The organism is Micromonospora sp. DT178, assembly GCF_049841695.1.
GTDB lineage: Bacteria > Actinomycetota > Actinomycetes > Mycobacteriales > Micromonosporaceae > Micromonospora.
This window is the reverse complement of record NZ_JBNCKV010000001.1, coordinates 287,711-314,316: the sequence shown is the minus strand read 5'-3', so window position 1 is coordinate 314,316 and position 26,606 is coordinate 287,711. Positions and strand designations below refer to the sequence as shown.

The following is a 26,606-nucleotide window of genomic DNA, read 5'->3' as shown; positions in this document are numbered from 1 at the left end:
CGTGGCGTACGCCCTGCACTTCGCCGCGTCGATGCTGGCCTGCTGGCTGACCGCGCAGGTGCTGGCCCGCTCCACCTGGACGTGGCGCAGCCCCCGGGTCGCGATCGTCTGCTGGCAGGCGGTCGGGTTGGCCCTCGGGCTCTCCGCCATGGGCGTGCCGATGGCGCTTGGCCTGTCCGCGTACGACCGTCCGACCGGCAGCGCGCTGGTCGCCCTCGCCACCGACCTCGCCCACGGCACCCTGCCCGTCGGGCTGGGCGCGCCGCACCTGGCCGCCGTCGGGGTGGGCTTCGGCATCGGCGCGGTCCTGCTGACCACGACCGTCCGCAGCATCCACGGCACCGTACGCGCCCAGCGCCGGCACCGGGACCTGCTCGCCCTGGTCGCCCGCCGGGACCCGACGGTGCCTGGGGCGCTGGTGCTCGACCACCCGAGCGCGGCGGCGTACTGCCTGCCCGGGATGAAGCCCCGGGTGGTGGTCAGCGCGGGCACGCTCGACCTGCTGGACAGCGCCGAGCTGGCGGCCGTGCTCGCCCACGAGCGGGCGCACGCCCAGGAACGGCACGACCTGGTGCTGCTGCCGTTCACCGCGCTCAGCCGGGCGCTGCCCTGGTTCGCCTGGGTCCGCGAGGCGCACGACCGGGTCGCCCTGCTGGTCGAGATGCGGGCCGACGACAAGGCCCGGGAGGCGCACGCCGACGCCCCGCTGGCCGGTGCGCTGCGCCGGTTCGCCGCGGCCGGCAACCGGGTCACTCCGGCCGGCACGCTCGGGCTGGGCGACCGGGATCTCGACGTCCGGGTGCAGCGTCTCCTGGTCGCCGACCGGCCGCCCCGGCTGCTCGGGGCCGCCGCGCTGGCCGTGGCGACCAACGTGGCCGCCCTGCCGGTCTCCCTCTTCCTGAGCTGACCGGGCGGGCCCGCCGGCGGCGCCCGGGGACCTCCCGACGCGGCCTCCTCCCACGGTGGAGTTACCGCCGCGTGGATCGCGTCCGGACATGCTGGGGCGGACGCCCGCGTACGCGACCCGCCCGGCGCCCCATCCTCCCCCACAGCTACTACAACTCGTCGTAGCATCATCTACGACGGGCCATAGTAGTGATGCGTAGGGAACCTACGTGTAGGCTCGCTACGACAAGTGAGCCAACCGTACGGAGAGCCGGCCATGGACACCCTGCTCCTCGCCCGCCTGCAGTTCGCCACCACCACCTCGATCCACTTCCTCTTCGTGGCGGTGACCCTCGGCCTCGTGACCCTGCTGGTCGGTCTCCAGACCGCCTCGGTGATCACGAACAAGCCGGTCTACGAGCGGCTGACCCGCTTCTGGGGCCAGCTCTACGTGATCAACTACGTGCTGGGCATCGCCACCGGCATCGTGATGGAGTTCCAGTTCGGGCTGAACTGGAGCGGGCTGTCACGCTACGTCGGCAACGTCTTCGGCGCGCCGCTGGCCATCGAGACGCTTGTCGCCTTCTTCCTGGAGTCGACGTTCCTCGGCATGTGGATCTTCGGCTGGCACCGGCTGCGTCGGGGCGTCCACCTCGCCCTGCTCTGGGGCGTCGCGATCACCGCGTACGCCTCGGCGTTCTGGATCATGGTGGCGAACTCCTGGTTGCAGAACCCGGTCGGCTACGAGGTACGCGACGGGGTCGCGCACCTCACCGACTTCTCCGCGCTGCTGGACAACCCCACCTTCCGCGTGGCCTTCGGGCACGTCGTCACGGCGGCGCTGCTCGTCGGCGGAATGCTGATGGCGGCGGTCAGCGCGTGGCACCTGGTCCGGCGCACCGACGACTTCGCCCTGCACCGCAAGGGGCTACGCATCGGCCTGATCACCTCGGCGGTGGCGATCTTCTTCGTGCAGGGCTTCGGCTTCGCCCAGTTCTTCGCGATCAGCGACGTGCAGCCCACCAAGTTCGGCGACGACGCCGCCGCCGCGCCGCTGATCGCCGACTGGACCGCCCGGTTCGGCCCCGGCGACTACACCCCGCCGGCCCTCGCCGACGTCGGCCTCGGTTTCATGATCCTCATCGGCTTCACCCTCGGCCTGCTCTGGCTGATGCTCCCGCTGCTGTGGCGGGACTGGGTGATCCGGCTGCGCGTCCCCCTGTGGATCCTCCAGTTCGCCCTGCCGCTGCCGTTCGTCGCGATGATCCTCGGCTGGATCGCCCGCGAGGTCGGCCGCCAGCCCTGGGCCGCGTACGGGCTGCTGCCCGTGGAGCAGGCGGTGTCGCCGGTCAGCCCCTGGCTGATGCTCACCTCGCTGATCGGCTTCAGCCTGCTGCTCGGCGCCCTCGCCGTCACCAACTGGGTGCTGCTGGCCCGGCACGCCGCCCGGGGCGCGCACGACCCGGCCCTGGGTCGGCAACCGGACCAGCCGCCGGCCGACCCCCACCCCGAGCCCGCCTTCGCCTGAGGAGACGACCGTGGAACTCGCCTGGTACGCCCTGCTCGGCCTCTTCTTCGCCGTCTACCTGGTGCTCGGCGGCTACGACTACGGCGTCGGCCTGCTGCTCGCCCGGGGCGCCGACCCCGCCCGCCGCCGCGCCGCGCTCAACGCGGTCGGCCCGTTCTTCCTCGGCAACGAGGTCTGGCTGGTGGCCGCCGTCGGCATCCTGTTCGGCGCCTTCCCGGTGCTGGAGGGGGAACTGCTCTCCGGCTTCTACCCGGCGGTGCTCGGCGCGTTGACCGGGGTCGTCCTGGTGACCGCCGGCGTGCAGCTGCGCAGCCGCCCCGACGGGCAGCGCGCCCGCGCCTGGTGGGACCGGGTCGTGGTCGTCGGCAGCGTGCTCGCCGCGCTCGGCTGGGGCGCGGTGCTGGCCGGGCTGCTCCAGGGCGTGCCGCTGCGCGCCGACGGCCACGTCGCCGGGGTGACCCACCTCTTCACCCCGTTCGTGGCCGCCGCCGGGCTCGCCGTCGTCGCGCTGGTCGCGCTGCACGGTGCGACCTTCCTCACGCTCCGGCTGCCCGCCGCCGACGCCGCGCCGGTCGGGCGACTGGCCGCCCGGCTCGTCCCGGTGGCGCTGGCCACCGTCGGCGCGGCCACCGTCCTGGGCCTGCTCTCCGCCGACGTACGCGCCGCCGCACGGCAGCCGGTGGTGGGCGTACTGCTGCTGTCGTTGCTGGTCGCGGCGCTGCTGACGGCCCGGGCGGCGCTCGCCCGGCGGCGGCCGGGGCTGGCCTTCGCCGCCACCTGCGCGTCCCTGGCGCTGCCGGTGGCGCTGGCCGGCGCGACCATCTGGCCCTACGCGCTCGTCTCCACGGTCGACCCGGGCGCGTCACTGACCGTGGCCGACGCGGCGGCGAGCACACCCACGCTGCGGCTGCTCGGCTGGGTGACGCTGCCGCTCCTGCCTGCCCTACTAGGCTTTCAGGCGATGTGCTGGTGGGTGTTCCGGGGACGGACCGACGGCAGGGCACCGGTGTACTGGTGAACCGCCGTCCCTTCGACCCGCGTCTGCTGCGTCGGGTCCCGGGGGCCCGACGCGACCTCGCCGTGCTCGCGCTGCTCGGCGTGCTGGCCGCGGGGCTGGTCGTCGCGCAGGCCACGGCGCTGGCCGCGCTGCTGGCGACCGCGTTCGAAGGACGGCTCGACCGGCCCGCGCTGGCCGGCTTCGCCGCCGCGGTGGCCGCCCGATCGCTGCTGGTCTGGGCGCAGGGCACGGTGTCGGCGCGGGTCGCGGCGACGGTCAAGGCGGCGCTGCGGGCCGACCTGCTCGCGGCGGTCGGCCGGCACGGCCCCGGCTGGGTCGCGGGTCAGCGCGCCGGGCAGCTCGCCACGCTGACCGGGCGCGGGCTGGACGCGCTGGACGCCTACTTCACCGGCTACCTGCCGCAGCTGGTGCTCAGCGTCACCGTGCCGCTCGCCGTACTGGCCCGGATCTTCGTCGCCGACTGGAGCTCGGCGCTGATCATCGCGGTCACCCTGCCGCTGATCCCCATCTTCGGCGCGCTGCTCGGCTGGCAGGCGCAGGCCGCCACCGAGCGGCAGTGGCGGCGGCTCTCCCTGCTCGGCGGGCACTTCCTCGACATGGTCGCCGGGCTGCCGACGCTGCGCGCGTTCGGCCGGGCCCGGGCGCAGACCGAGGTGGTCCGCCGGATGGCCGACGGCCACCGGGTCGCGACCATGAAGACGCTGCGGATCGCGTTCCTGTCCGCCCTGGTGCTGGAGCTGGTGGCCACCCTCTCGGTGGCGCTGGTCGCCGTGCCGGTCGGCGTACGGCTGCTCGGCGGCGGGCTGACCCTCCAGACCGCGCTGCTGGTGCTGTTGCTGACCCCCGAGGCGTACCTGCCGCTGCGGGCGGCCGGCGCCCGGTTCCACGCCAGCATGGAGGGGCTCACCGCGCTGGACGAGGCGCTGACCCTGTCGGCCGCCGCCCCCGCGCCGACGCCCGGCGCGGGCGCGGCCGTCCCCGACGGCCGCGGCGAGCTCCGGTTCGAGGCGGTGACCGTGGCGTACGAGCGGACCACCGCCCTGCGCGACGTCACGCTGACCATCCGGCCGGGCGAGCGCGTCGCCGTGATCGGGCCGAGCGGCGCCGGCAAGAGCACCCTGCTCGGCCTGCTGCTCGGCTTCGTCACCCCGACCGCCGGCCGGGTCACCGTGGGCGGGGTGGACCTGGCCGACGCCGACGCCGACGGCTGGCGCCGCCAGGTGGCCTGGGTGCCGCAGCGGGCCCACCTCTTCGCCGCCTCGCTGGCCGACAACATCCGGCTGGGCGCCCCCGACACCCCGGACGCCGCGCTCGCCACGGCGGTCCACGACGCTGCCCTGGACGACGTGGTCGCCGGGCTGCCCGACGGGCTCGCCACCGTCCTCGGCGAGCGCGGGCACGGCCTCTCCAGCGGGCAGCGGCAGCGGGTCGCGCTGGCCCGCGCGTTCCTGCGGGACGCGCCCGTGGTGCTGCTCGACGAGCCCACCGCCCGGTTGGACACCGCCGCCGAGGCGGTCGTCCTCGACGCCACCCGCCGGCTGGTGGCCGGGCGGACGGCGCTGCTGGTGGCGCACCGGCCGGCGCTGCTCGCCGACGCGGACCGGATCCTGCGCGTCGAGGACGGCCGGGTCACCGAGCTGACGCCCACGGCGGCCGGGGAGGCGACCCGATGACCGACGAGCCCCTGCCGTCCGGCGCCCCGCCGCAGACCCGCCCCGCTGAGGCAACCGGCACCGGCGCCCGGCCCGCCGACACGCCCGACATCGACGCCCGGCCGGCGGACGGCGGCGGCCGGGCCGCGCCGCGCCGCGCCGGCTCCGCCGAGCGGGCCGTGCTGCGGCTGGCCCGGCCGTACCTGAGCCGGCTGCTCGGCGCGGGGCTGCTCGCCGCCGCCACCGAGTTCGCCGGCCTCGCCCTGATGGCCACCGCGACCTGGCTGCTGATGAGCGCCGCCGGCCAGCCCCCGCTGGACCGCCTCACCGTGGCGATCGTGGCGGTCCGGGCGCTGGCGATCAGCCGGGGCGTGCTGCGCTACACCGAACGGCTCGCCGGGCACGACGCCGTGCTGCGGCTGATCACCGACGTCCGGGCCCGGGTATTCGGCACCCTCGCCGCCCGCCCGACGGCACGGCAGCGCTCCGGCGACGCGCTGAGCCGGCTCGTCTCCGACGTGGAGGCCGTCCAGGACCTGCTGCTGCGGGTGCTGGTGCCGGCCTCGGCGGCGGCGCTGGTCAGCGTGCTCGCGGTCGGCGGGGCGGCGCTGATGTCGCCGGCCGCCGCCGGGGTGCTCGCGGTCGGGTTGCTGGTCGCCGGGGTGGCGCTGCCCGCGCTGGCCACCGCGCTGACCCGGCGCGCCCCCGCGGAACTGGCGCCGCTGCGCGGCGCCCTCGCCACCGACGCGGTCGACCTCACCCACGGCGCCGCCGACCTGGCCGCGTTCGGCGCCACCGGGCACGCGCTGGAGGCGGCCGGGGTACGCGCCCGACGGCTGGCCCGGTTGGAGCGGCGGCTGGCCGCCACGGGCTTCGCGGTCGACGCGGCCGGGGTGCTGGTGGCGGGCCTGACCGCCGGCGCGGTGGTGCTCGCCGCGCTCGCCGACGGCGTGGACGGGGTGCTGGTCGGCGTCCTGGCGGTCGGCACGCTCGCCGCCGTCGAGATCGCGCTGGCGCTGGTCGGGGCCGCCCGGCAGTGGACCCAGCTGCGCACCGGCCTGACCCGGGTCGCCGCCCTGCTGGACGCCCCGGCCGGTCCGGCCGCCTCCGACGGCACGGAGGTCGGCCCCGGGCCGTACGACGTCCGGTTCGAGGAGGTCACCGTCCGGTACCGGGAGGGCGCCCCGCCCGCCCTGGACGGGTTCAGCCTGGACCTGCCGCCCGGCCGCCGGGTCGCGGTGGTCGGGCCCAGCGGCGCCGGCAAGAGCACCCTGGCCGCCGTCCTCACCGGCGCGGTGCGCCCCGCGCACGGACGGGTCACCCTCGACGGGCGGGAGCTGTCGGCGTACCGGGCCGACGACCTGCCGCGCGCCGTCGGGGGACTGCTCGCCGAGGCGTACGTCTTCCACGCCTCGGTGCGGGAGAACCTGCTGCTCGGGCGGCCCGCCGCCGGCGAGGAGGAGCTGGCGGCGGCGACCGCGGCGGCCGGGCTGCTGGACTGGGTACGCGAGCAGCCGGACGGCTGGGACACCGTGGTCGGTGAGGAGGGCGGCCAGCTCTCCGGCGGTCAGCGGCAGCGGCTCGCGCTGGCCCGGGCGCTGCTCGCGGCGCCGGGTGTGCTGGTGCTCGACGAGCCGACCGAGGGGCTCGACCCCGCCGCCGCCGACGCGGTGCTCGCCTCCGCGCTGGCGGCCACCCCGGCCGGGCACTCCGTGCTGCTGATCAGCCACCGGCTCAGCGGGCTCGCCGAGCTGGACGAGATCGTGGTCCTGGACGGCGGGCGGGTGGCCCAGCGCGGCCGGCACGCGGAGCTGGTCGCCGCCCCCGGCTGGTACCGGGACCAGTGGCTGATCCAGGAGGCCGCCGAACGCGGGTACCTGGCGCTGCGCCCCTGACCCCGCCCCGCCCGTCGGGTTCCGGGTCGGGCCAGGGTTGTCCCCGACGACGCCCGGCGGCGACCCGTGACAGGGTGGGGCCATGCGGGGCGAGGACGACGCGACAATGGTGGAGGAACGGCTGCGGGAGCTGGGCGCGCACCTGCGGGGGTCGCGCCGGCTGAAGTCCGACCTGCTGACCGAGGCACGGCACGGGCTGCTGGACGCCGTCGACGCGTACCGGGCGGACGGGCTGCCGGCGACGGAGGCGCAGCGCCGGGCGGTGGCCGAGTTCGGTTCCCCGGCACAGCTCGCCCCGGCCTACCAGGCGGAGCTGGCGGCGGGCGCGCTGCGTGGGCTGTCGCTACGGGTCATCGCGCTCGCCACGGTCGCGTTCGTCGCCGGCGACCTCACCTGGCAGGGGTCGAGCTGGGGCGGATCCCCGCCGCCGGCCGGCTACCAGGTGCTGTCGGCGTCGGTCGGCTGGGTCTGGGCGGCGGCGTTCGTGCTGGCCGCGGCGGGGCTGCTGCTGGCCGGCCGGTCGGCGCTGCGCGGCGGTGCCGCCGACCGGGCGGTGGGGGCGGCCCTCACCGGCGTTCTCGCCCTCGGCGTGCTGACCGGCTCGGCCCTCTTCGCGTGGTCGATCGGCCTCTGGGACGCCGCGCTCACCTGGCCCCCCATGATCATCGGCGTGACGGTGGCCGCCGCCGGCTATCTCTGGCTCGGCCGGGCCGCCCGCACCTGGCTGCTCGCCGCCCGCTGATCCCCGCCGGGGTCGGCTCCGCCGCCGTGGCCGCCCTCGGCCGGACGGCACCACCGCGCTCCCGGTCAGGCCGGCGCGGCCGGCGGGGTGTCGGTGTCGAGGAACCGGCCGACGGTGGAGCGGAACTCGTGCCACCCGGACCGCTCGCCGGCCAGCGCCCGCCGGCCCTCGTCGGTGAGTTGGTACGTCCGCCGTTCCCGCCCGTTGACGGTGCTCCAGGTGCTGGCCACGTGGCCGGCCCGCTCCAGCCGGCGCAGCGCGGGATAGATGGTGCCGGTCGGCAGGTCGAGCTGCCCGTCGCTGCGGTTGCGCAGCGCCTCGATGATCGCGTAGCCGTGCAGCGAACCCTGCTCGAGCACCGCGAGCAGCAGCGCGTCGAGGTGTCCGTGCAGCGCCTGGGCCTTCATGTGTAGCAACGCTACTTGTCGGCGGCCCGCGCCGCCACCGGGGTGCGGGCACGGTCTCCCGGAGACGCCCACTAGGGTATGTGCCCAGAGTCACTCGCCGGCGGCGGACGCCGGCGGGTGGGCAACCCGAAGCACACGGAGGTCAGCGTGGCCCGCCAGTCGCCCCAACGGCCCGACGCCGACGAGCCCGAGCTCGACGACGCCGACGCCCCGGCCGAGTCCGGCACCGCAACCGTCTCGTCCGAGGCCGCCCGCGCCCTCTGGGACGAGCTGCGGATCGACCCGGTGGAGATCGCGCTGCCCGCCGGCACCGGCTACACCCTGCGGGCCTACCGGCCGGCCCGGGAGCTGACCCCGACCGACGTCGCCGAGCGCGACCAGGACGACCCGTTCCTGGCCCGTCGCCAGGTCACGGAGGTCGACGAGGAGGACGACGACGAGGCCGTCGTCATCCTCGACGAGGAGGTCGCCCAGGAGTTCGCCGAGAGCGACGAGGAGGAGGCCAAAGGCCGCCGCCGCGACGCGACCGACGACGAGGACGCCGAGACCGCCGCCGAGGACGACGAGGACGAGGCGGGCGACGAGGAGGTGCCGGTCTTCCTCAGCCACCGCGGGAAGCTGCTGCTCTTCAAGACGCCCGAGTCGCTGGTCAGTTTCATCCGTTCCGGGGCGCCCAACGACCTGTCTCAGCTGGACAGCTGGAATGAACTGTCCGAACGGGTGGAGCCGGCCGACATCGCGCCGCTCGACGAGGACATCTACGAGCTCGACCTGGTGGTGGAGAACCTCCGCGGCGGGCACGACACCTGGGACCCGACGCTGCTCATCGAGGCCGGCGAGGTGGCCCGCGACCTGGCGTACGCGCTGCGGCTGCCCGCGGTGCTGGACATGCTCTCCGCCGGCTCCAGCCTCGACGACCTGGACGAGGCGCTGCGCGCCACGGTCGACGGCGGCGTCGGCGGGTTCTTCGGTCGGCGCCGACTGAAGAAAATCGGGGCACAAACCGCAAGTCTGGGTTGGCGCACCATTGTCGGGAAGATCTCTGCGACGGTGGACTGGCGCGACTGACCCTTTACGGGGAGCATCAGTCTCTGGCAGTGAAAGCCTTGTGTCCCGGGAGGAGGACGACGCCGTGGCGCTCGTGCGCGTGTACTGCGGTCTGGCCTCGGCGGATCCGGCCGACCGACCGGCCTCGGCCGGTTCGACGCTGACGTCCGCTGTGGTCGACGACGCAGGCCGTCTGCTGCATGTCTGCGAGATCGGCGACGACCCCGCTGGCTACGCCCAGCTGGTCGCGCTGCTCGTGGAGCGGTCGGGCGGGCCGAGCGGTGCGGCCATCGCCGCCGACAGCGACGACCACACGGTCACCTCGCTGCTCAGCGCCGCCGGGCGTCCACTGGCGATCGCCGACGACGACTCCGTCGACGACTTCGCCGAGCGCTTCGCCGACGACGACTCCCTGGAGGAGATGCAGTCGCCCCCGGCCGAGCGGCGCGCCGTCGGCCTGGCCCGCGCCCTGCAGGCCGGCGCCCTCTCCGCCGTCACCCTCCCGGCCCCCCGGGACCTCGCCGGCTACAAGCAGGTCCTCGCCGCGCACGCCGCCCTGTCCAGCGGCCGGCACTCCGCCGCCGTCGCGCTGCGGGAGGTGCTCCGCGAGCTCTACCCGGCCGCGTTGCGGGCGTACCCGGACCCGGCCGAGCCGGTCTCGCTGGCCGTGCTGGACGCCTTGCCCGAGCCCGGGATGCTCAGCGGCACCGTGGGGCGCGGCGACGACGCCCCGGTCTCCGCCGAGGCGGTCGCGGCGCGTCTCGCCGCCGACGGGGTCGCCGACGCCGACGAGCTCACCTCCGCGGTGACCGCCCTGCGGGTGGCCATCAGCGAGACGCCCCGGCGCGCCACCGTCAACCGCGCCCTCACCTCCGCCGTGGCGGACACCGTGCGGCAGGCCGTCGCCTCCGTCCGGGCCTGCGACGCCGGCTGCCAGGCGCTGGTCGGCGCGCTCAACGACCGGGTCGGCGCGCCCGCCACCCCGGCCCCCGGGCGCCGCGCCGCGATCCGACACGGCGAATCCCTCGGCGACGCGCCCGGCCGCACCCCCACCGGCGGTGCGCTGCCCGGCCTCAGCCCTTCCGGCGGTGGCCTGCGTGCCCTCCGGCCCGCCGAGCCCGAGCCCGCCCCGGGCGGTGGCCGCCGCAGCCGGCCCGAGCCCGCCTCCGGAGTGACGCCGCCCCCGGCCCCCCGGCCGCTCGGCCCGCCGCCGGTCGCACCCGCCCCCGTCACCCCGCCGCCGGTCGCGCCGATGCCGGTGACGCCGGCCGCGGTCGCCGGTCCCCCGGTCTCCGCGCCCCCGGCACGACCCGGATCGCTGCCGAGCCGGATCGACGGTCCGACCAACCGCCCGGTGTCCGCGCCGCCGCCTCCGCCGCCCGGCATCACCCCCATCGCTCCGGCGCAGCGGGGCACGGTGCCGCCGGCCGAGGCGGGAGAGCCGTTCCGCCCCACCCTGACCACCGCGGCGATCCAGAACGCCCGCGCGGAGCGCCAGCGCACCGTGATCCCGCCCCGCCCGAAGACCAACGGCGAGTCGGCCACGCCCACGGGCGGCTTCAGCGCCACCGACCTCAGCGTTCCCGTGCCCACGCCACGCCCCGGCCAGGAAACCACCTCCCCGGCCGCCCGGGCGGAGCCCGCTCCCCCCGGATCCCGGGCGAACTGGCCGCTGGTCAACAACCCGGAGGATCCGGCCGACAGTTCCGCCAACAACCCGGTCGCCGGCTCCTACGGCGACCGCGGCGGGCGCGGCGTCGACGCCCCGACCGATCCGGGGGCGGAGCGCCGGGTCACCCCGCCGTGGCTGGCCGACGACCTGCCCCAGGAGCCTCCGGTGCTGCGGCTGGTCGAGCCGCCGCCGCTGGCCGACCGCGCGCTGCGCGGCGGGACGGGCCCCGCTGCCGACGCCCAGCCCGAGACGCCCCCGCTGCGGCTGGTCGACCGCGAGGAGGCCGCCCGCAGTGGCCGGTCCGCCCCTCGTGAGGAGCGGCCGCCGACCGAGTACCGGCCGGCGCCGCGCGAGGAGCGACCGGCGGCCGAGTACCGGCCGGCACCCCGCGACGAGCGGCCCGCGCCCCGCGAGGAACGACCGGCGGCCGAGTACCGGCCGGCACCGCGTGACGAGCGGCCGGCGGCCGAGTACCGACCGGCGCCCCCGATGGAGCGCCGCCCGCCGCCCGTGTCCGATGAGGGCGACGGCGACCTGCTGATCTTCGCCCAGGCCAAGTCCGCCTGGTTCGTGGGGCACGACGACGAGTCCGACCTGGAGTGGTCCTCCACGGCCGACACCGGCTGGCAGGCGGCCGAGCAGGCCGCCCGCCCGGCGGTCGGTGCCGAGACCCCGGCGGGGCTGCCGAAGCGGGTCCCCCAGGCCAACCTCGTCCCCGGCTCACCGCTGCGCGACGAGCGGCCACTGCGGATCGTCCGCGACGCGGCGAGCCTCGCCGAGAACACCACCGGCTACTTCCGCGGCTGGCGCCGGGGACAGGAGATCGGCGGGTTCGCGGTCGGCGGCCGACCCGGTCGGGAGGCCGCCGGCGGCTGGGACTTCACCCGCGACACGGGTGACCGCGACGACGACCGGGAATACGAGTACCGCTCCGCCGGCTACCGCTCCTGACCGCCCGGAAACCGCCTCCCACCTGGGTGTTCCTGCCCACACCCGGATAATTTGACGCCACGTCGCGGCGGCCGGGAGCATACCGGCGGAACAGCCGGCGGCAGGGGTCGCCGGGTGGGAAGGCGACTCATGGCGACATCGGCGAACGGCCCCTCCGTGTTCACCCGTCGGGGCCTGCTGGCCGCGACGGCCGGCACGCTCCTGCTCAGCGCCTGCGGGCGCGACGAGGCGGGCGGGGGCGCTCGCGCCACGACGGTCGCGCCGGGCGGTCAGGAACTGCTGGTCGGGGTCAGCCTGGAGCTGACCGGTCCCGGCGCCGCGCTCGGCGTCCTCCAGCAGCGGGCGATGGAGATCACCCTCGAATCGCTCAACGCCAAGGGCGTGCCGATCGGCAACCGCCGCCGGGCCGTACGGCTGGAGGTGCGGGACAACGCCGGCGACCCCGCGCTGGCGGCCCGGCAGGCCACCGCACTGGCCCGCGAGGGCGGCGTGCACGCCCTGGTCGGCGGCACCGTGTCCGAGACCTCGATGGCCCTGGCCGGGGTGGCGCAGAGGGAGCGGGTGCCGTTCCTCTCACTCGCCTTCGGCGACGGGATCGTGCTGCCGCTGGCACAGCGGACGTACGTCTTCAAGATGACTCCGGACGCCGGCGACATGGCCCGGCGGCTCGCCCGGCTCATCGCCTCGCAGCGGCTCTCCCGGGTGGCGCTGCTGGCCGCGGACGGCCTGCACGGCGACTCCGGCGTACAGGCGATGACAGGGGCCCTGCGTACGGCCGGGGTGGCGCTGAGCACCACCACCCGGCTGCCCCGCACCGGCGCCGACCTCCGCCGGGCGGCCCGCGCGGCGACGGGTTCCCGCCCCGACGGGGTGGTGGTGTGGGCGACCGCCCCGGACTCGGCCGCCGCGGTCGGCGCGCTGCGCCGGGCCGGCTACGACGGGCCGGTGTTCCTCGACGCGGGCGCGGTCGCCGAGCAGACCCTGGAGGGCGGCAACGCGGCCCTCCTGGAGGGCGCGTACGCCGTCCACCCGACCTCGCTGGGCGGAGCCATGCTCGCCAACACCACCATGTCGGCGCTGGACCGCAAGGAGTTCGTCTACCGCTACGTCCAGCTGCACGGCGGGTTCAGCGGCTTCGCCCCGTACGCGTCCGACGCGGTGCAGCTGGTCGCCGACGCGGCGCGGCTGTCCACCAGCGTCGACCGTGGACGGATCCGGGCGTTCCTGCAGAACCAGGTCACCGAGGGGATGGCGGGGATGTACTCCTTCACCCCCATCCGGCACGGCGGCATGGACCAGGGCTCGCTGGGCGTCTACACCGTCAGCGCGGGTGCCTGGACCCGGGTGTCCTGACCCCGCGCACCGTGGCGCGGGCAGCGACGAGCGCCCGGTGGCGGCCGAGGCCGTCACCGGGCGCGGTCGCGTCGATCAGGCCGGCGCCACGGCGCGCGAGCGCCGCATGGTCAGCACGTACTCGACCAGCGAGATCAGCACGTGCTTCGTCGACTCCCGGTTACGGGCGTCGCAGGCCACCACCGGCACGTCGCCGGAGATCGCGAGCGCGTCCCGGACGTCCTGCGGGTCGTGGTACTGCATCCCGTCGAAGCAGTTGATGGCCACCAGGTACGGCAGCCGCCGGTGCTCGAAGAAGTCGATCGCCGCGAAGCAGTCGGCCAGCCGGCGGGTGTCCACCAGCACGACCGCGCCGATCGCGCCGCGGACCAACTCGTCCCACATGAACCAGAACCGGGTCTGACCCGGCGTACCGAACAGGTACAGGATCAGGTCACGGTCGATCGAGATGCGGCCGAAGTCCATCGCCACCGTGGTCGTCGTCTTGCCCGGCACCTGCCGGGTGTCGTCGACGCCCACGCCGGCGGAGGTCATGATGGCCTCGGTCGTCAGCGGCGTGATCTCCGAGACCGAGCCGACCAGCGTCGTCTTGCCGACGCCGAATCCACCGGCGATAACGATCTTCGCCGACGTCACGCGCCCACTCGGGGTCGGCGGGCGGTGCGACATGTCAGAGCCTGCGAAGTCCACTCAGCACCCTCTCCAGCAGTTCAGTGCCCACCGCGTCGTCCGAGTCGTCCAGAATGGTCGGCTCGTGGACCGCGACCAGGCCGTCCGTCGCCATGTCGGCGATGAGCACCCGGGCCACACCGAGCGGAAGCTGCATCCGCGCCGCGATCTCGGCGAGCGACTGCACACGTCCGTCACACAGCGCAGCGATGTACTGGTGCTCGCGGCCCTGACCGCCGTTGCCATTGGCAGCGGCGCGGCCGCGCACCGTCGTCTCGACGAGCGCCTCCAGCGCGATGTCGAGGCGCGGGCGGGTGCGACCACGGGTAACGGCGTATGGACGGACCAACGCTCCGGTCGGTTCGTCACGATCGGCCATGTCGCCGCTCACCCCCCTCGCACCCTGCACCGGCTCCGGTGGAGCCCGTCGTCGTTGTCGTTGTCACCCCGCCGACCTCACGGGTCAACGGGTCGTCAGCCCAGCATTCCCGCAGCCGCACGTGGCTGCGGGGTCAACGCGTCGCCCACCCGGTCGACCAGCAGGGCCATCTCGTAGCCGACCTGTCCCACGTCGCTGCTGCGGGCGGCGAGCACCGCGAACGACGAGCCGTCCGAGATGGACATCAGGAACAGGAAGCCATTGTCCATCTCCACCACTGTCTGCAGCACCGCGCCTCCCTCGAAGCAGCGGGCCGCACCCTGGGTGAGGCTGACCAGGCCGGACGCGATCGCGGCCAGCTGGTCGGCCCGGTCCCGCGGGAGGTCCCGTGACGACGCGAGGAGCAGTCCGTCCGCGGAGACGGCGACCGCGTGCGCGACACCGGGTACCCGGTCGGCGAAGTTGGCCAGCAGCCAACCGAGATCCTGCGTAGTTGTCATCGTTCTTGCTCCTTCTGCCCGCTCCCGGCCACCGGGCCTGAGCCAGACTGCGAGGATTGCTGCCCTCCCGGAGTCGCCTCCGGGCTGGTCGGGTTGCTGTCCGACGGGTTCGTACGCCCCCGCTGCACGCCCCGATGGTAGGCCGAAAGCAGGCCTCGGACACCCTCCGGCGTACGTCGCTGCACCGAGGTGGTGGGCTTCTCCACCGCGCCGGGCACCAACTGCGCCATCGGGGTGCGCTTGGGCAGGCCCGTCGAGGTGGTCGCCGCGACGGGCACCTCGGTCGCCGCCGAGGCGGCGCGCCACCCGTCGTCGGCCGCGGTCTGCCAACCCCCGGTCTGCTGCGCGGACCGGCGGTGACCGAAGCTGTCGGCGAGGCCGGGTCGGGCACCCCCGTTGACCGTCGGTCCGTTCTCGCGCGGCGCTCCTCCGGCCGCCGGGGTGTCTGCCATCGGTGCGTTACCTGTCGTCCCGGGTGGTGTCGGCTGCACGGCCCGACCGCCGGCGTCGACCCGGGCGAACTGCTGGGTCGGTGCACCGTTGGTCGGCGTCTTCTCGGCGGCCGGCGCCGCCTCCTCCGGCCCGGGGCGGCGGGTACGGAACCAGGCCGACTCGAGCTCCCGGAAGATCGGCAGCTCCATCGTCTCGTCCGCGTACCGCTGCCGGGTCTGGGCCGGCGGCGTGGTCGGCCGCGCCTGCGGGGCGGCCTGCGCCGGCCGCTCCGTCGGCGCGGGGGCCTGGGCCGCCGGGGTCGGCGCGCCGGAGCGCGGCACCCGCGGCAGTTCGGTGGTCATGTCCAGCGCGGCGGCCAGCCGCTCGGGCACCGGCGGGGTCGCCACGTCCCGGTCGGCACCGGCGACCGGCGGCCAGGCCGGCGGCGCCGGCGTGCTCGGACCCTGCGTGCCGGGGGCCGGGCGCTGCGGCAGCGGGCCGGTCGACGGCGGCGAGTACGGCGGGCCGGAGTACGGCGCGGCCGAGACCGGCGGGCCGGAGTACGGGTGGCCGGAGACGGGTGACGCCGAGACCGGCATGCCGGAGACCGGCGGGCCGGACACCGGCGGCGCGGAGTAGGGAACCGGCGGGGTCGACACCGGCGGGCCCGCGTAGGGCACGGGCGGCGCGGAGACCGGCGGGACGGAGTACGGCCGGACCTCGGGGCTGCTGGGCAGCTGCCGCGGGACGGCCTGCTGCTGGCCCGTGGCGTCCTGGTCGTCGGCCGACCGCCGCTGCGGCAGCGGGTCGAACGGCTCGCCGTTGGACGGGCGCGGCCGGAAGGCCTCGCCGCCGTTGAAGCCGCTGGCGCCGGTCAGGTCCGACCAGGCCGGCATGGACCGCGTCGAGCCGGCCGAGGCCGGCGTGCCGGCCCCGTTGCGCGGCGCCGGGTCGAACGGCCGGCCGCCCAGGGTGACCTGGTTGCCGGACTCGCCGGAGCGCTGCGCGGGCATCGGGTTGGCCGGGCCGTTGCCGAGCGCCGGCGGCGCGCCGAAGGCCGGGGCCGGGCCGTAGGACTGCGGGCCGGGCGCCGGCAGCGCGGGCGACGACTGTGGGCGGCCGGAGAGCGCCCGGGGCACGAGCACCGAGGTCGGCATGACCACCTCGGCGACGGTCCCCCGGTCGGTGCCCGGACGCAGCTCGACCTTGACGCCGTGCCGGGACGCCAGCCGGGCGACCACGACCAGGCCCATCATCCGCGAGACGGCCACGTCCACCTGCGGCGGCGTGGCGAGCCGCTCGTTGAGGTCGTGGAGCTGGTCGGGGCTGATCCCGATGCCCCGGTCCTCCACGTAGAGCGACGCGCGGTCGCCGACGCGCCGGGCCTCCACCATGACGTGCGAGTCCGGCGGCGAGAAGGCGGTGGCGTTGTCGAACAACTCGGCGACCAGGTGGACCAGGTCGTTGACGGCGTGCGCCGCGACCTCGATGTCCCGGTCGATCACCCCGAACTCGATCCGGGTGTAGTGCTCGACCTCGGACTGGGCAGCCCGGAGCACGTCGATCAGGGCGGCCGGCTCCCGCTGCACGCGGGTGGAGTCGGCGCCGGCGAGCACCAGGAGGTTCTCGTCGTTACGGCGCATCCGGGTCGCCAGGTGGTCGAGCTGGAACAGCTCGGCCAGCCGGTCCGGGTCCTCCTCGCCGCGCTCCAGCCGGTCGAGGTGACCGATCAGGCGGTCGACCAGGATCTGCGACCGGCGGGCCAGGTTGACGAACATCGTGGCGACGGACGCGCGCAGCGCGGCCTGCTCGGCGGCGGTGCGGACGGCCTCCAGGTGGACGGCGTTGAACGCCTCGGTCACCTGGCCGAACTCGTCCTTGCTGCGCACCGGCAGCGGCTCGGCGATCTGGTTGGCGAGCTGCACCGGGGAGAGCTGACCGGTCACCTTGGGGTCGCGCAGCCGGGCCACGGCCTGGGGCAGGCCGTACTGGGCGATGGAGAGGGCGCCCTGACGCAGGTCGCGCAGGGAGCGGGCCATCGAGCGGGCGACCAGGTAGGCGAAGAGGATCGCCAGGAGCAGCATGCTGAGCAGCAGGCCGGTCTCCAGGAACACCTGGCGCTGCACGTCCGAGCGCAGCTTCTCGGCGCCCGCGACGACCTCGCGGTCGATCTTCGTCTCGACCGTGCGGATCAGCTTGGCGTTGGCCACCATCGCCGCGTCCCACTGGTCCGCGTCGAACGGCGCGCCGGTCAGGCTGTCGGCGGTCGTGATGCCGTTGAGCCAACTGTTGTAGGTGTTCGCCTCGCGCAGGTCGGGGCCGGCGACCACCTGGGCGTAGTACTCCTGCTCCGGCTGGCTGGCCACCACCTGGAAGCTCTGCAGCCACTGGCTGGAGCCGGTGCTGGTGGCGATGTACTCGTTGCGCAGGTTCGGGGTGAGCCGCTGCTGGATGAACGCCCGGTGCACCACGTCGCGGCGGCGGGAGAGGAACTCCTTGTTCCGGGCGGTGGCGGTCGACGCGCGCATCTTGTCGCTGAGCTCGTTGTCGCCGGCGAGCTGGGTGGCCGAGTCGCGGATGCTGATCAGGTCGTCGATCAGGCCGTCGTAGGCCTGCATGGCCGGGACGAGCCCGAGCTTGCCGTTGAAGACCTGGCTGCGGGTGCCGGGCAGGTCGGTCAGCGTCTGGTCGATCTCGCCCAGCAGGCCGTCGAGGTTGGCCGGGAGGTCCTCGACCTCGGCCCGCTGCTGCGAGTACGGCCCCTTGGCCTCGTCCACCTCGACGTTGGCCCGCTCGTACGCCTGCTTGTAGCGGGCGTTGTCCTGGCCGCGCGGCACGCCCAGCAGGCGCAGCGCGTGAGTGCGCTCGTCCTGCAGCGTGTCGACCAGGTTGCCCGAGTAGCCGACGAGGTTGGCCAGGTCGCCGGCCCGGTTGGCGTTGTTGAGGGTCTCCAGGTGGTCGACCAGACCGCTGGTGCCGACGACCACCGTGGCGATGGTCGGCACGATCATGATGAGACCGAGCTTGGACCAGATCGGCATGTCGCGGAGCCGACCGGTCGGCCGGCGCAGACGCGACAGGAAGGAGCCCCCCGCCTTTGGCCGTTTGCTCACGTCACCGCCCTCGCGAAATTCTGGGACTGCGTTGCCCCTGGACAACGCCCAGCGACCGACCCCGTGGGTCGGACCATCCGAGATTCCATCACGCCACCTGCGAAAGAGAAAGCCCAGGTTGGCCGCAGCCAGCGGTGTGATGAGATGTTGGTGCAATTTGATAGCAATCCGTCTGGCCGGAGTCACTGAAGGTAATGAAGCACCCCCATCGCGTTGTCCTGCTCGCCGGCCCTTCCGGTTCCGGAAAGTCGTACATAGCGCAGCGAACCGGCCTTCCGGTGCTCTGCCTGGACGACTTCTACAAGGACGGTGACGACCCCACGTTGCCGCGACAAAACGGCCTGGTGGATTGGGAGTCACCCCACTCCTGGGACGCTGCGGCAGCCGTGGAGACCATTGCCCGCCTGGCCAGGGAGGGCAAGGCCGATGTGCCGGTTTATGCGATCGGTGCGGACCGTCGGGTGGCCACCCGGCCATTCGAGGTCGCCGGTTCGCCACTTTTCGTGGCCGAAGGGATCTTCGCGGCCGAGATCGTCGAGGAGTGCCGTCGACGGGGGGTCCTCGCCGGGGCGTACGCCCTGCGGCGGCCCCGGGGGGCGACCTTCGTCCGCCGGCTCGCCCGCGACCTCGCCGAACAGCGCAAGGCGCCCCGGGTGCTGGTGCGCCGCGGCCTGGCGCTGCTGCGCAGCGAGCCGGCGGTGCTGCGGCGGCAGACCGGCCTGGGCGCCGAGGCGGCCCGGGCGGGCGAGGTGCTGCGCGCGGTGGCCGGCATGCTCGCCGGCCACCCGCACCGCTCCTGACTCCGGCCGCCGGAACGCGGCGGCCCGCCGTGGTCAGCCCAGCAGCTTGCCGTACGCGGGCTTGATCACCTCGTCGATGATCTTCAGCCGCTCGTCGAACGGGATGAAGGCGCTCTTCATGGCGTTGATGGTGAACCACTGGAGCTCCTTCCAGCCGTAGCCGAAGGCGTCCACCAGCAGGGCCATCTCCCGGGACATCGACGTGCCGCTCATCAGCCGGTTGTCGGTGTTGACCGTCGCCCGGAACCGCAGGTCCCGCAGCAGCCCGATCGGGTGCTCGGCGATCGAGGGGGCGGCGCCGGTCTGCACGTTGGATGACGGGCACAGCTCCAGCGGGATCCGCTTGTCCCGCACGTACGCGGCCAGCCGGCCGAGCACCGGCTCCGCGCCGGGCGTGATGTCGTCCACGATCCGCACCCCGTGGCCGAGCCGGTCCGCCCCGCACCACTGGATCGCCTGCCAGATCGACGGCAGGCCGAACGCCTCGCCGGCGTGGATGGTGAAGTGGAAGTTCTCCCGCTGGAGGTACTCGAAGGCGTCCAGGTGCCGGGTGGGCGGGAAGCCTGCCTCGGCGCCGGCGATGTCGAAGCCGACCACCCCGGAGTCGCGGTGCCGGACGGCCAGCTCGGCGATCTCCTGCGACCGGGCGGCGTGCCGCATCGCGGTGAGCAGGGTGCCGACCCGGATCTGCCGGCCCTCTCCGGCGGCCAGCGCGCTGCCCTCGACGAAGCCGGCCAGCACCGCCTCGACCACCTCGTCCAGGGTGAGGTCCTTCTCCAGGTGCTGCTCGGGGGCGAACCGCACCTCGGCGTAGACCACCCCGTCGGCGGCCAGGTCCTGGGCGCACTCCCGGGCCACCCGCCGCAGCGACGACGCGGTCTGCATGACGGCGACGGTGTGCGCGAACGTCTCCAGGTAGCGCTCCAGGGAACCGGAGTCGGCCGCCTCGACGAACCACCGGCCGAGCGCCTCGGGGTCGGTGGTGGGCAGCTCGTGCCCCACCTCGGCGGCAAGCTCGACGATCGTCGCCGGGCGCAGGCCGCCGTCGAGGTGATCGTGCAGCAGCGCCTTCGGGACCTTGACGATGTCCTCGTAACGGATTGTCGCGACCATGCACAGACCCTAGTCGGCGCCGCCGGGCCGACCGACGGGACCGGCACGGATCGGCGCCCGGCGCGCCGCCCCGCGCCACCGGCGGCCCGCTCCGGCCGGACACCCCGCGCCGCCCGGCCGGAACCGCGGCAGGGGTCAGGGACGCCAGCCGTACACCCGGTCGACGGCGAGCCGGAGCACCAGGCGGCCGTCGGCGACCATCGCCGCCCGGTAGTCGGCCCAGTCGGGGTGCTCGCCGCGGATCCGCCGATAGACCTCGACCAGCTCCTCCACGGTGGCGTCGTCGGGCGCCGCCGCCGGCGGGGTGAGCGTGACCGTCCCCTCCGCGACCGCGTACGCCCCGCCGTCGGCGGTGGTGACGTGCAGGCTGGCCCGGGGATCGCGGCGCAGGTTGCGCACCTTGGCCCGGTCGCCGGTGGTGGAGCAGCGGATCAGGCCGGGCTCGGCGAGGAAGTCGAGGTTGGACAGCTGGGGCCGTCCGTCGCGGCGCAGGGTCACCAGCACGCCCCGGCCGCGCTCGCCGAACAGCTCCCACAGCCGGGCGGTCACGCCGTCACCGGCAGCGGGGCGAGGGCGGCGGTCAGCCGGGCCAGTTCGTTGAGCATCACCATGGCGGCGGCGTCGCGCCCCGGGTCCGAGACGAATTCTCCCGCGTCGTCGAGCGCCTGCCGCAGGAACACGGTCACCGGGGGTTTGATTGACATGTCACCCACCCTAGGGAGCATGTTGATGACATGTCAACAAGATGGTTAGGATGGCCGGCATGGAGCAACCACGCTGGCTGGACGAGCGGGAGCAGCGCGCCTGGCGGGGCTACCGGCGGATGCGCCGCCTGCTCGACCTGGAGCTGGCCCGGGAGCTGATGCGTGACGCCGGGCTCTCCGAGCCCGACTACGACGTCCTCTCCGACCTGTCGGAGACACCCGACCAGCGGCTGCGGCTCAGCGAGCTGGCCGACCGGATGCTCTGGTCCCGCAGCCGGCTCTCCCACCACCTGACCCGGATGCAGCAGCGCGGCCTGGTCACCCGCGAGGAGTGCGCGACCGACGGCCGGGGCGCGGTCGTCGTGCTCACCGCCGAGGGCCGGCGCGCGATCGAGGCCGCCGCCCCCGGCCACGTGGCGGCCGTCCGCCGACACCTGATCGACCTGCTGACCCCCGACGAGGTCGCCGCGCTGGACGCGCTCACGCACCGGGTGGTCGACCACCTCGCCCGACCCGGAGAATGAGCCCGTGGACCCCGAGCGCGAGTGCGACGACGACCACCGCCGGGTACGCGCGGTGCCGACCCACCTGGACGCCTGACGTGGACCCCCGCATCGTCGACCGGCTCCGCTGCCCGGTCTGCGCCGAGCCGCTGACCGAGGTCGCCACCGGCGGCGCCCGCGCGCTGCGCTGCCCGCGCCGGCACAGCTTCGACGTGGCCCGCCAGGGCTACGTGAACCTGCTCGCCGGCCGCGCCCCGCACACCGGGGACACCGCCGAGATGGTGGCCGCCCGCGCCGACTTCCTGGCCGCCGGCCACTACGACCTGATCTCGACCGCCCTCGCCGCCGCCGCGACGGAGGCCGTGGGCCACGTGGCGGCTCACCGGCGCCTCCCGAGCGGGAACGAGGCCGGGGCACGCGCCGACGGGGCGTACCCCCTGGTGGTGGATGCCGGGGCGGGGACGGGCCGGCACCTCGCGGCGGTGCTGGCGGCGCTGCCGGACGCGGCGGGTCTCGCCCTGGACGTGTCGAAGCCGGCGCTGCGCCGGGCCGCCCGGGCGCACCCGCGCGCGGCGGCGGCGCTCGCCGACACCTGGCAGCGGCTGCCCCTGGCCGACGCCGGCACGGCCGTGCTGCTGAACGTCTTCGCGCCGCGCAACGGCGCGGAGTTCCACCGGGTCCTCGACCCGGCGGGCTCCCTGCTGGTGGTCACGCCGGCCGAGGACCACCTCACCGAACTGGTCGGCGCCCTCGGCCTGCTGCGGGTGGACCCGGCCAAGGCGGACCGGGTCGCCGAGAGCCTGGGCGGGCACTTCACCCCGGCGGCGTCCACCGTGCACCGGCGGGAGCTGGCGCTGACCGGCCCGGAGGTCGCGACGCTGGTCGGGATGGGCCCCAGCGCCTGGCACACCGACCCGGCCGGGCTCGCCGCCCGGGTGGCCGCCCTCGCCGAGCCGGTCCGGGTGACCCTCGCGGTGCGGCTGACCGTCTGGCGCCCGGCGCCGCGCTGACCCGACGCGACGCGCCACCTCGGGTCAGGTGGAGAGGTCGACCTCTTCCCAGCCGGGGGGCTCGTCGTGGTACGGCCCGCGCAGCATCACCGCCCACTCCAGGGCCCACCGGCGCTGGCCGATGGCGTTGGCGTCCACCAGCCCCGGGGGCGTACGACCGGCCCGCTCCGTCTCCAGGTACGCCCAGTCCAGGCAGTAGTGCAGGTCCAGCAGGGCGGCCGCGTCGGCGGGGTGCTGCGGGGCGGTGAGGATCCGGGCCCGCCACTGGCCGAAGGTCTCCCCGCCGTGGATGTGCGGCATCCGCTCCACCAGCCGCTCGTCGACCGGCAGCGTCGGGTCGAGCTGCTTGGTCAGGCCGAGCACCCAGGCCAGCGCGAAGAGCGCGTCGTGGTGCAGCACGAACGACCGGTGGTCGCCCTTGCCGCCGGTCACGAACTGGAACTCCGGCGGCGTGACCATGTCGACCAGGTGCGAGGCGAGCAGCCAGCTCATCGCCGCCTGCGGCGGCATCCCGAAGCAGCGGGCCAGGATCAGGTGCAGCACCGCTATGCGGGCCTCGATCTCCACCGTGGGGCGGAGCTCGATCTGGTCGCCCGGCTCCCACACGAGCGGGAACTGGGCGGGCGGCAACGGGAGACGCAGCCGGGACAACTCGTCCAGGCTCGCCTCACGCACCTCCCGTGGGTCGGGGGCAGGTACGGTCACGGCGAAAGATCCTGTCTGCTCGCGACGACTCGGCGCCGGTTGTCCCCCCTTGGCCAGGGAGGATAGCGGTCCGAGTTGGCGGGCACCATGCCCGCCCCGGGGACCGCCGCGCTCAGCCGATCCGCTCGATGACCAGCGGCGTCGCGGCGAGCGCGACCGGCGAGATCCGTACCGCCCGCGCGGCGTCGTCCCGCGCCGCCGGGATCCGGGCGGCGTCCTCCGCGCGCAGCTCGTAGAGCGGGTCGCCCGTCCGCACCGCCTCGCCCGGGCGCCGGTGCAGCACGATCCCCGCCGGCACGCTGACCGGGTCCTCCTTGCGGGCCCGCCCGGCGCCGAGCCGCCAGGCGGCCACCCCCATGGCGTACGCGTCGATCGCCGCGACGTGGCCGTCGGCGTCCGCGCGGACCACCTCGACCTCGTTCGCGGTGGGCATCGGGGCGTCCGGGTCCCCGCCCTGGGCGCGGATCATCGCCCGCCAGGAGTCCATCGCCCGGCCGTCGCGCAGGGCGGCCTCCGGGTCGGCGTCCGGCAGCCCGGCCGCGTCGAGCATCTCGCGGGCCAGCGCCAGGGTCAGCTCGACCACGTCGGCGGGGCCGCCCCCGGCGAGCACCTCGACGGACTCGGTCACCTCGACGGCGTTGCCGATGGCCAGGCCCAGCGGGGTGGACATGTCGGTGAGCAGGGCGACCGTCCGTACGCCGTGCGCGCCGCCCAGCTCGACCATCGTCCGGGCCAGCTCGCGGGCCTGCTCGACGGACTTCATGAACGCGCCCGAGCCGACCTTGACGTCGAGCACCAGCGCGCCGGTGCCCTCCGCGATCTTCTTGCTCATGATCGAGCTGGCGATCAGCGGGATGGCCTCGACGGTCCCGGTCACGTCGCGCAGCGCGTACAGCTTGCGGTCCGCGGGGGCGAGCCCCGCGCCGGCCGCGCAGATCGCCGCGCCGACGTCGCGGAGCTGGGCGGTGAACTCGTCGTTGCTCAGCGCCGCCCGCCAGCCCGGGATCGACTCCAGCTTGTCCAGGGTGCCGCCGGTGTGCCCGAGACCCCGGCCGCTGAGCTGCGGCACGGCGGCGCCGCACGCCGCCACCAGCGGGGTGAGCGGCAGAGTGATCTTGTCACCGACGCCGCCCGTGGAGTGCTTGTCGACGGTCGGCCGGTCGACGGCGGAGAGGTCGAGCCGCTCCCCGCTGGCGATCATCGCGGCGGTCCACCGGGCGATCTCCGGGCCGGTCATGCCGCGCAGCAGGATCGCCATGGCCAGCGCCGACATCTGCTCGTCGGCGACCACCCCCCGGGTGTACGCGTCCACCACCCAGTCGATCTGCGCGTCGGAGAGCACACCCCCGTCCCGCTTCACCCGAATGACATCAACCGCCGCAAAACCACTCATCACAAAAGATCTTTCTCGTCGTTATGGCGGTACCGGTTCGCGGACCGCGCCCACCGAGGGATCGGGCCGACCGTGCCCGGCGGAGGGATCAAGCCTGACCGCCCGGAGCCGGGCACGGTCGGCCCCAGCCCCAAAGCTCAACCCCAGCGAACCGGGATCTCCATCGGCGGCTCACCCTCGCCGGCCCAGAAGATCCCCCCGGACGCGTCCACGACCACCACCCGGGGCGTACGGGCGAGGCCCCAGGTGATCGCCTCCGCCGGCTCGTCCCAGCTCGGGCCCTCCTCCAGCACGCCGGTCTCGGCGCCCTCGTTGTCGCCCGCGGACCGCTCCCAGTAGGCCGTCCACACCTGCTGGCCGGCGGAGAGGTCGGGGTGCACGAAGACCGTGCCGCGCCCGCGCCAGGCGGCCAGCCGCTCCGGCACCACAGGCACCGGGGCCTCCCCGGTCACGGCCTCCAGGTCGGTCACGTCGAAGGCGTGCGGCAGCAGCTCGGCCATCCGCAGCGGCCCACCCCTCGCCTCGATGAGGCACTCCGGCCCGCCCTGCTCCCAGAGCAGCTGGCGGCACCGGCCGCACGGCATCAGCGGCTCGCCGGTGGCGTCGACACAGGACAGGGCCACGATCCGGCCGCCGCCGGTGGCGTGCAGCGAGGAGACCACCCCGCACTCGGCGCAGAGCACCACGCCGTACGCGGCGTTCTCCACGTTGCAGCCGACCACCACCCGGCCGTCGTCGACCAGCGCGGCCGCCCCGACCGGGAACTTCGAGTACGGCACGTACGCGTGCCGCATCACCTCGGTGGCGGCGGCCCGCAGCCGCTCCCAGTCGATCTCCATGTGGTACTCCCCCGTCAGCCCTTGATGTACGGCTTGCCGTCGGCGGCCGGAGCCCGGACCCGGCCGACCAGCCCGGCCACCGCCAGGATCGTCGCCAGGTAGGGCAGCATGGCCAGGAACTGGTTCGGGATCACGCTGTTGATGGCGCCCAGGTACGTGGCGAGCTGGTCGGCGAAGCCGAAGAAGAGCGCCGCGAGCAGCGCCCCCGTCGGGCTCCACCGGCCGAAGATCAGCGCGGCCAGGGCGATGAAGCCCTTGCCGCCGATCATGTTCTTGGTGAACGAGTAGAGCGCCAGCGTGTAGGAGGCGCCGCCGATGCCGGCGACCACCCCGGCGAGCAGCACGTTGCGGTAGCGCAGCCCGAGCACCCTGACGCCCAGGGTGTCGGCGGCGGTGGGGTGCTCGCCGACCGAGCGGGTGCGCAGGCCCCACCGGGTGCGGAACAGCGCGATGTGGATGACCAGCACCAGCAGCAGGCCGAGGTAGAGGAAGATGTTGCCCCGGAACAGCGCCGGGCCGAGCAGCGGGATGTCCGACAGCAGCGGGATCTCCCAGTTGCCGAACCGGGGCGCGCTGTTGTACTTCTGCGCGTTGGTCTGCATCAGCCGCTCGTAGAGGAAGCCGGTGACGCCGACGGCCAGCAGGTTGAGCACGATGCCCATGACCACCTGGTCGACCAGGTAGCGGATCGAGAAGACGGCCAGCAGCAGCGAGATGAACGCGCCGCCGATCGCCGCCGCGACCAGGCCCACCCAGACGTTGCCGGAGAGGCTGCCGAAGAGCGCGCCGCTGAAGGCGCCCATCAGCAGCTGTCCCTCGATGGCCACGTTGACCACGCCGGAGCGCTCGCAGAGCACGCCGGCCAGCGCGCCGAAGACCAGCGGCAGGGCCAGGATGAACGTGCCCCGGAGGATGTTGACCAGCGGCATGAAGTTCTGCCCGGCCGGCGCGTCGGAGACCTGCCAGCAGAGGAACGACAGCACGAAGCCGACCAGCCCGACGCCGAGCACGAGGGTGAACCAGCGCTTCGGCAGCCCGGCGAGCATCGCGACGCCGGCGGCGACCGCGACGAGGCCGAAGAGGATCGCGCCGACCGTGCCGTGGATCTCGAGCGCGGCGCCGGCGGCGTCCTCGCTCAGGGTGAAGCGGGCCTGCTCGCCGGTGGCGAGCGCCCCGAACACCACCGTCGCCAGCAGGCCGAGGGCGAGCAGCACGGCGCCGACCTTGCGGGTACGGGTCCAGAAGCCCTGGTCGACGGGGGCGACCGCGACGTCTTCGACAGCCATGGTGGACATG

At 75.0% G+C, this 26,606-nt stretch carries 23 protein-coding genes and 2 pseudogenes; 13 read left to right on the top strand and 12 right to left on the bottom strand.

Annotated features, from left to right (window positions below; genetic code table 11):
- The first annotated feature begins 1 nt into the window (after position 1).
- The 6 genes from ACLQ22_RS01550 (at position 2) to ACLQ22_RS01525 (ending at position 7,720) form a co-directional block, all read left to right on the top strand.
- Positions 2–907: a M56 family metallopeptidase gene (locus ACLQ22_RS01550; RefSeq protein WP_425690714.1), complete on the top strand. Its 906-nt coding sequence runs from the start codon at positions 2–4 to the stop codon at positions 905–907.
- A 255-nt stretch (positions 908–1,162) separates the two neighbouring features.
- A complete protein-coding gene (locus ACLQ22_RS01545; RefSeq protein ID WP_425690713.1) occupies positions 1,163–2,413 on the top strand; it encodes a cytochrome ubiquinol oxidase subunit I in 1,251 nt (416 codons plus the stop codon).
- Positions 2,414–2,423: 10 nt separating this feature from the next.
- A complete protein-coding gene (locus ACLQ22_RS01540) occupies positions 2,424–3,431 on the top strand; it encodes a cytochrome d ubiquinol oxidase subunit II (RefSeq protein WP_121396650.1) in 1,008 nt (335 codons plus the stop codon).
- Positions 3,428–5,104, top strand: a complete 1,677-nt coding sequence (gene cydD, locus ACLQ22_RS01535; protein ID WP_425690712.1) for a thiol reductant ABC exporter subunit CydD — start codon at positions 3,428–3,430, stop codon at positions 5,102–5,104. The genes ACLQ22_RS01540 and cydD overlap by 4 nt, the downstream gene beginning before the upstream one ends.
- The gene (cydC, locus tag ACLQ22_RS01530; RefSeq protein WP_425690711.1) at positions 5,101–6,978 is read left to right on the top strand and encodes a thiol reductant ABC exporter subunit CydC; all 1,878 of its coding nucleotides are present in this window, start codon (positions 5,101–5,103) and stop codon (positions 6,976–6,978) included. The genes cydD and cydC overlap by 4 nt, the downstream gene beginning before the upstream one ends.
- Positions 6,979–7,060: 82 nt before the next feature.
- Positions 7,061–7,720 (top strand): permease prefix domain 1-containing protein, encoded by a 660-nt coding sequence (locus ACLQ22_RS01525; RefSeq protein ID WP_425690710.1) that lies wholly within the window; start codon positions 7,061–7,063, stop codon positions 7,718–7,720.
- Between the two features lie 65 nt (positions 7,721–7,785).
- Here ACLQ22_RS01525 and ACLQ22_RS01520 read toward each other — a convergent pair whose 3' ends face one another.
- A complete protein-coding gene (locus ACLQ22_RS01520; protein WP_366640856.1) occupies positions 7,786–8,127 on the bottom strand; it encodes a PadR family transcriptional regulator in 342 nt (113 codons plus the stop codon).
- A gap of 117 nt (positions 8,128–8,244) precedes the next feature.
- Between ACLQ22_RS01520 and ACLQ22_RS01515 the strand changes: the two genes are divergently transcribed.
- The 4 genes and pseudogenes from ACLQ22_RS01515 to ACLQ22_RS01500 all read left to right on the top strand — a co-directional run bounded on the left by ACLQ22_RS01515 (position 8,245) and on the right by ACLQ22_RS01500 (position 13,150).
- Positions 8,245–9,195: a DNA primase gene (locus ACLQ22_RS01515; protein WP_425690709.1), complete on the top strand. Its 951-nt coding sequence runs from the start codon at positions 8,245–8,247 to the stop codon at positions 9,193–9,195.
- Positions 9,196–9,235: 40 nt separating this feature from the next.
- Positions 9,236–11,119: pseudogene (locus tag ACLQ22_RS01510) on the top strand (transposase); the annotation flags it as partial.
- 111 nt (positions 11,120–11,230) lie between these two features.
- Positions 11,231–11,797 (top strand): annotated as a pseudogene (locus ACLQ22_RS01505) (transposase); the annotation flags it as partial.
- A 129-nt stretch (positions 11,798–11,926) separates the two neighbouring features.
- Positions 11,927–13,150: an ABC transporter substrate-binding protein gene (locus tag ACLQ22_RS01500; protein ID WP_425690708.1), complete on the top strand. Its 1,224-nt coding sequence runs from the start codon at positions 11,927–11,929 to the stop codon at positions 13,148–13,150.
- Positions 13,151–13,225: 75 nt separating this feature from the next.
- On the opposite strand, the gene ACLQ22_RS01495 is transcribed toward ACLQ22_RS01500, so the two are convergent.
- From ACLQ22_RS01495 to ACLQ22_RS01480, 4 genes are all read right to left on the bottom strand, one after another.
- On the bottom strand, positions 13,226–13,819 hold the full coding sequence (locus ACLQ22_RS01495) for a GTP-binding protein (protein WP_089002065.1): 594 nt from the start codon (positions 13,817–13,819) through the stop codon (positions 13,226–13,228).
- 1 nt (position 13,820) lies between these two features.
- A complete protein-coding gene (locus ACLQ22_RS01490; RefSeq protein ID WP_030329021.1) occupies positions 13,821–14,198 on the bottom strand; it encodes a DUF742 domain-containing protein in 378 nt (125 codons plus the stop codon).
- Between the two features lie 95 nt (positions 14,199–14,293).
- Positions 14,294–14,698 (bottom strand): roadblock/LC7 domain-containing protein, encoded by a 405-nt coding sequence (locus tag ACLQ22_RS01485; RefSeq protein ID WP_007455462.1) that lies wholly within the window; start codon positions 14,696–14,698, stop codon positions 14,294–14,296.
- Positions 14,695–18,243: a nitrate- and nitrite sensing domain-containing protein gene (locus ACLQ22_RS01480; protein ID WP_425690707.1), complete on the bottom strand. Its 3,549-nt coding sequence runs from the start codon at positions 18,241–18,243 to the stop codon at positions 14,695–14,697. The genes ACLQ22_RS01485 and ACLQ22_RS01480 overlap by 4 nt, the downstream gene beginning before the upstream one ends.
- Positions 18,244–18,704: 461 nt before the next feature.
- Between ACLQ22_RS01480 and ACLQ22_RS01475 the strand changes: the two genes are divergently transcribed.
- Positions 18,705–19,043, top strand: coding sequence for a hypothetical protein (locus ACLQ22_RS01475; RefSeq protein ID WP_425690706.1), 339 nt, complete (start codon positions 18,705–18,707; stop codon positions 19,041–19,043).
- Positions 19,044–19,076: 33 nt separating this feature from the next.
- Here the strand turns inward: ACLQ22_RS01475 and ACLQ22_RS01470 are convergent, their stop codons facing one another.
- The 3 genes from ACLQ22_RS01470 to ACLQ22_RS01460 form a co-directional block, all read right to left on the bottom strand.
- Complete coding sequence (locus tag ACLQ22_RS01470; protein ID WP_425690705.1) at positions 19,077–20,156, bottom strand: adenosine deaminase; 1,080 nt, start codon at positions 20,154–20,156, stop codon at positions 19,077–19,079.
- A gap of 135 nt (positions 20,157–20,291) precedes the next feature.
- The gene (locus ACLQ22_RS01465) at positions 20,292–20,705 is read right to left on the bottom strand and encodes a PPOX class F420-dependent oxidoreductase (RefSeq protein ID WP_425690704.1); all 414 of its coding nucleotides are present in this window, start codon (positions 20,703–20,705) and stop codon (positions 20,292–20,294) included.
- Positions 20,702–20,860, bottom strand: coding sequence for a hypothetical protein (locus tag ACLQ22_RS01460; RefSeq protein ID WP_425690703.1), 159 nt, complete (start codon positions 20,858–20,860; stop codon positions 20,702–20,704). Before ACLQ22_RS01460 ends, ACLQ22_RS01465 begins: the two co-directional genes overlap by 4 nt.
- A 59-nt stretch (positions 20,861–20,919) precedes the next feature.
- Here ACLQ22_RS01460 and ACLQ22_RS01455 point away from each other — a divergent pair, with 59 nt between their 5' ends.
- Together ACLQ22_RS01455 and ACLQ22_RS01450 are read left to right on the top strand one after the other, a co-directional pair.
- Positions 20,920–21,384 carry a MarR family winged helix-turn-helix transcriptional regulator gene (locus ACLQ22_RS01455; RefSeq protein ID WP_425690702.1) on the top strand — a complete coding sequence of 155 codons (465 nt, stop codon included), beginning with the start codon at positions 20,920–20,922 and terminating at the stop codon, positions 21,382–21,384.
- A gap of 77 nt (positions 21,385–21,461) precedes the next feature.
- Complete coding sequence (locus tag ACLQ22_RS01450) at positions 21,462–22,373, top strand: putative RNA methyltransferase (protein ID WP_425690701.1); 912 nt, start codon at positions 21,462–21,464, stop codon at positions 22,371–22,373.
- 24 nt (positions 22,374–22,397) lie between these two features.
- On the opposite strand, the gene ACLQ22_RS01445 is transcribed toward ACLQ22_RS01450, so the two are convergent.
- The 4 genes from ACLQ22_RS01445 to ACLQ22_RS01430 form a co-directional block, all read right to left on the bottom strand.
- Complete coding sequence (locus ACLQ22_RS01445) at positions 22,398–23,078, bottom strand: DUF4272 domain-containing protein (protein ID WP_121396665.1); 681 nt, start codon at positions 23,076–23,078, stop codon at positions 22,398–22,400.
- A gap of 112 nt (positions 23,079–23,190) precedes the next feature.
- Entirely contained in the window at positions 23,191–24,471 is a 1,281-nt protein-coding gene (locus ACLQ22_RS01440) for a thymidine phosphorylase (RefSeq protein WP_425690700.1), read from the bottom strand.
- Positions 24,472–24,608: 137 nt separating this feature from the next.
- Positions 24,609–25,310 carry a cytidine deaminase gene (locus tag ACLQ22_RS01435; RefSeq protein ID WP_425690699.1) on the bottom strand — a complete coding sequence of 234 codons (702 nt, stop codon included), beginning with the start codon at positions 25,308–25,310 and terminating at the stop codon, positions 24,609–24,611.
- Positions 25,311–25,324: 14 nt separating this feature from the next.
- Positions 25,325–26,605, bottom strand: coding sequence for an ABC transporter permease (locus tag ACLQ22_RS01430; RefSeq protein WP_425690698.1), 1,281 nt, complete (start codon positions 26,603–26,605; stop codon positions 25,325–25,327).
- Position 26,606: the final 1 nt, after the last annotated feature.

What these genes read in the sequence shown, in the direction of transcription:
- ACLQ22_RS01455 (WP_425690702.1), top strand. Translation starts at nt 20,920, where the DNA reads ATGGAGCAACCACGCTGGCTGGACGAGCGGGAGCAGCGCGCCTGGCGG.
- ACLQ22_RS01500 (WP_425690708.1), top strand. Translation starts at nt 11,927, where the DNA reads ATGGCGACATCGGCGAACGGCCCCTCCGTGTTCACCCGTCGGGGCCTG.
- ACLQ22_RS01495 (WP_089002065.1), bottom strand. Translation starts at nt 13,819, where the DNA reads ATGTCGCACCGCCCGCCGACCCCGAGTGGGCGCGTGACGTCGGCGAAG.
- ACLQ22_RS01460 (WP_425690703.1), bottom strand. Translation starts at nt 20,860, where the DNA reads ATGTCAATCAAACCCCCGGTGACCGTGTTCCTGCGGCAGGCGCTCGAC.
- cydC (WP_425690711.1), top strand. Translation starts at nt 5,101, where the DNA reads ATGACCGACGAGCCCCTGCCGTCCGGCGCCCCGCCGCAGACCCGCCCC.
- ACLQ22_RS01525 (WP_425690710.1), top strand. Translation starts at nt 7,061, where the DNA reads ATGCGGGGCGAGGACGACGCGACAATGGTGGAGGAACGGCTGCGGGAG.
- ACLQ22_RS01430 (WP_425690698.1), bottom strand. Translation starts at nt 26,605, where the DNA reads ATGTCCACCATGGCTGTCGAAGACGTCGCGGTCGCCCCCGTCGACCAG.
- ACLQ22_RS01470 (WP_425690705.1), bottom strand. Translation starts at nt 20,156, where the DNA reads ATGGTCGCGACAATCCGTTACGAGGACATCGTCAAGGTCCCGAAGGCG.
- ACLQ22_RS01520 (WP_366640856.1), bottom strand. Translation starts at nt 8,127, where the DNA reads ATGAAGGCCCAGGCGCTGCACGGACACCTCGACGCGCTGCTGCTCGCG.
- ACLQ22_RS01435 (WP_425690699.1), bottom strand. Translation starts at nt 25,310, where the DNA reads ATGGAGATCGACTGGGAGCGGCTGCGGGCCGCCGCCACCGAGGTGATG.
- ACLQ22_RS01440 (WP_425690700.1), bottom strand. Translation starts at nt 24,471, where the DNA reads ATGAGTGGTTTTGCGGCGGTTGATGTCATTCGGGTGAAGCGGGACGGG.
- ACLQ22_RS01485 (WP_007455462.1), bottom strand. Translation starts at nt 14,698, where the DNA reads ATGACAACTACGCAGGATCTCGGTTGGCTGCTGGCCAACTTCGCCGAC.
- ACLQ22_RS01490 (WP_030329021.1), bottom strand. Translation starts at nt 14,198, where the DNA reads ATGGCCGATCGTGACGAACCGACCGGAGCGTTGGTCCGTCCATACGCC.
- ACLQ22_RS01545 (WP_425690713.1), top strand. Translation starts at nt 1,163, where the DNA reads ATGGACACCCTGCTCCTCGCCCGCCTGCAGTTCGCCACCACCACCTCG.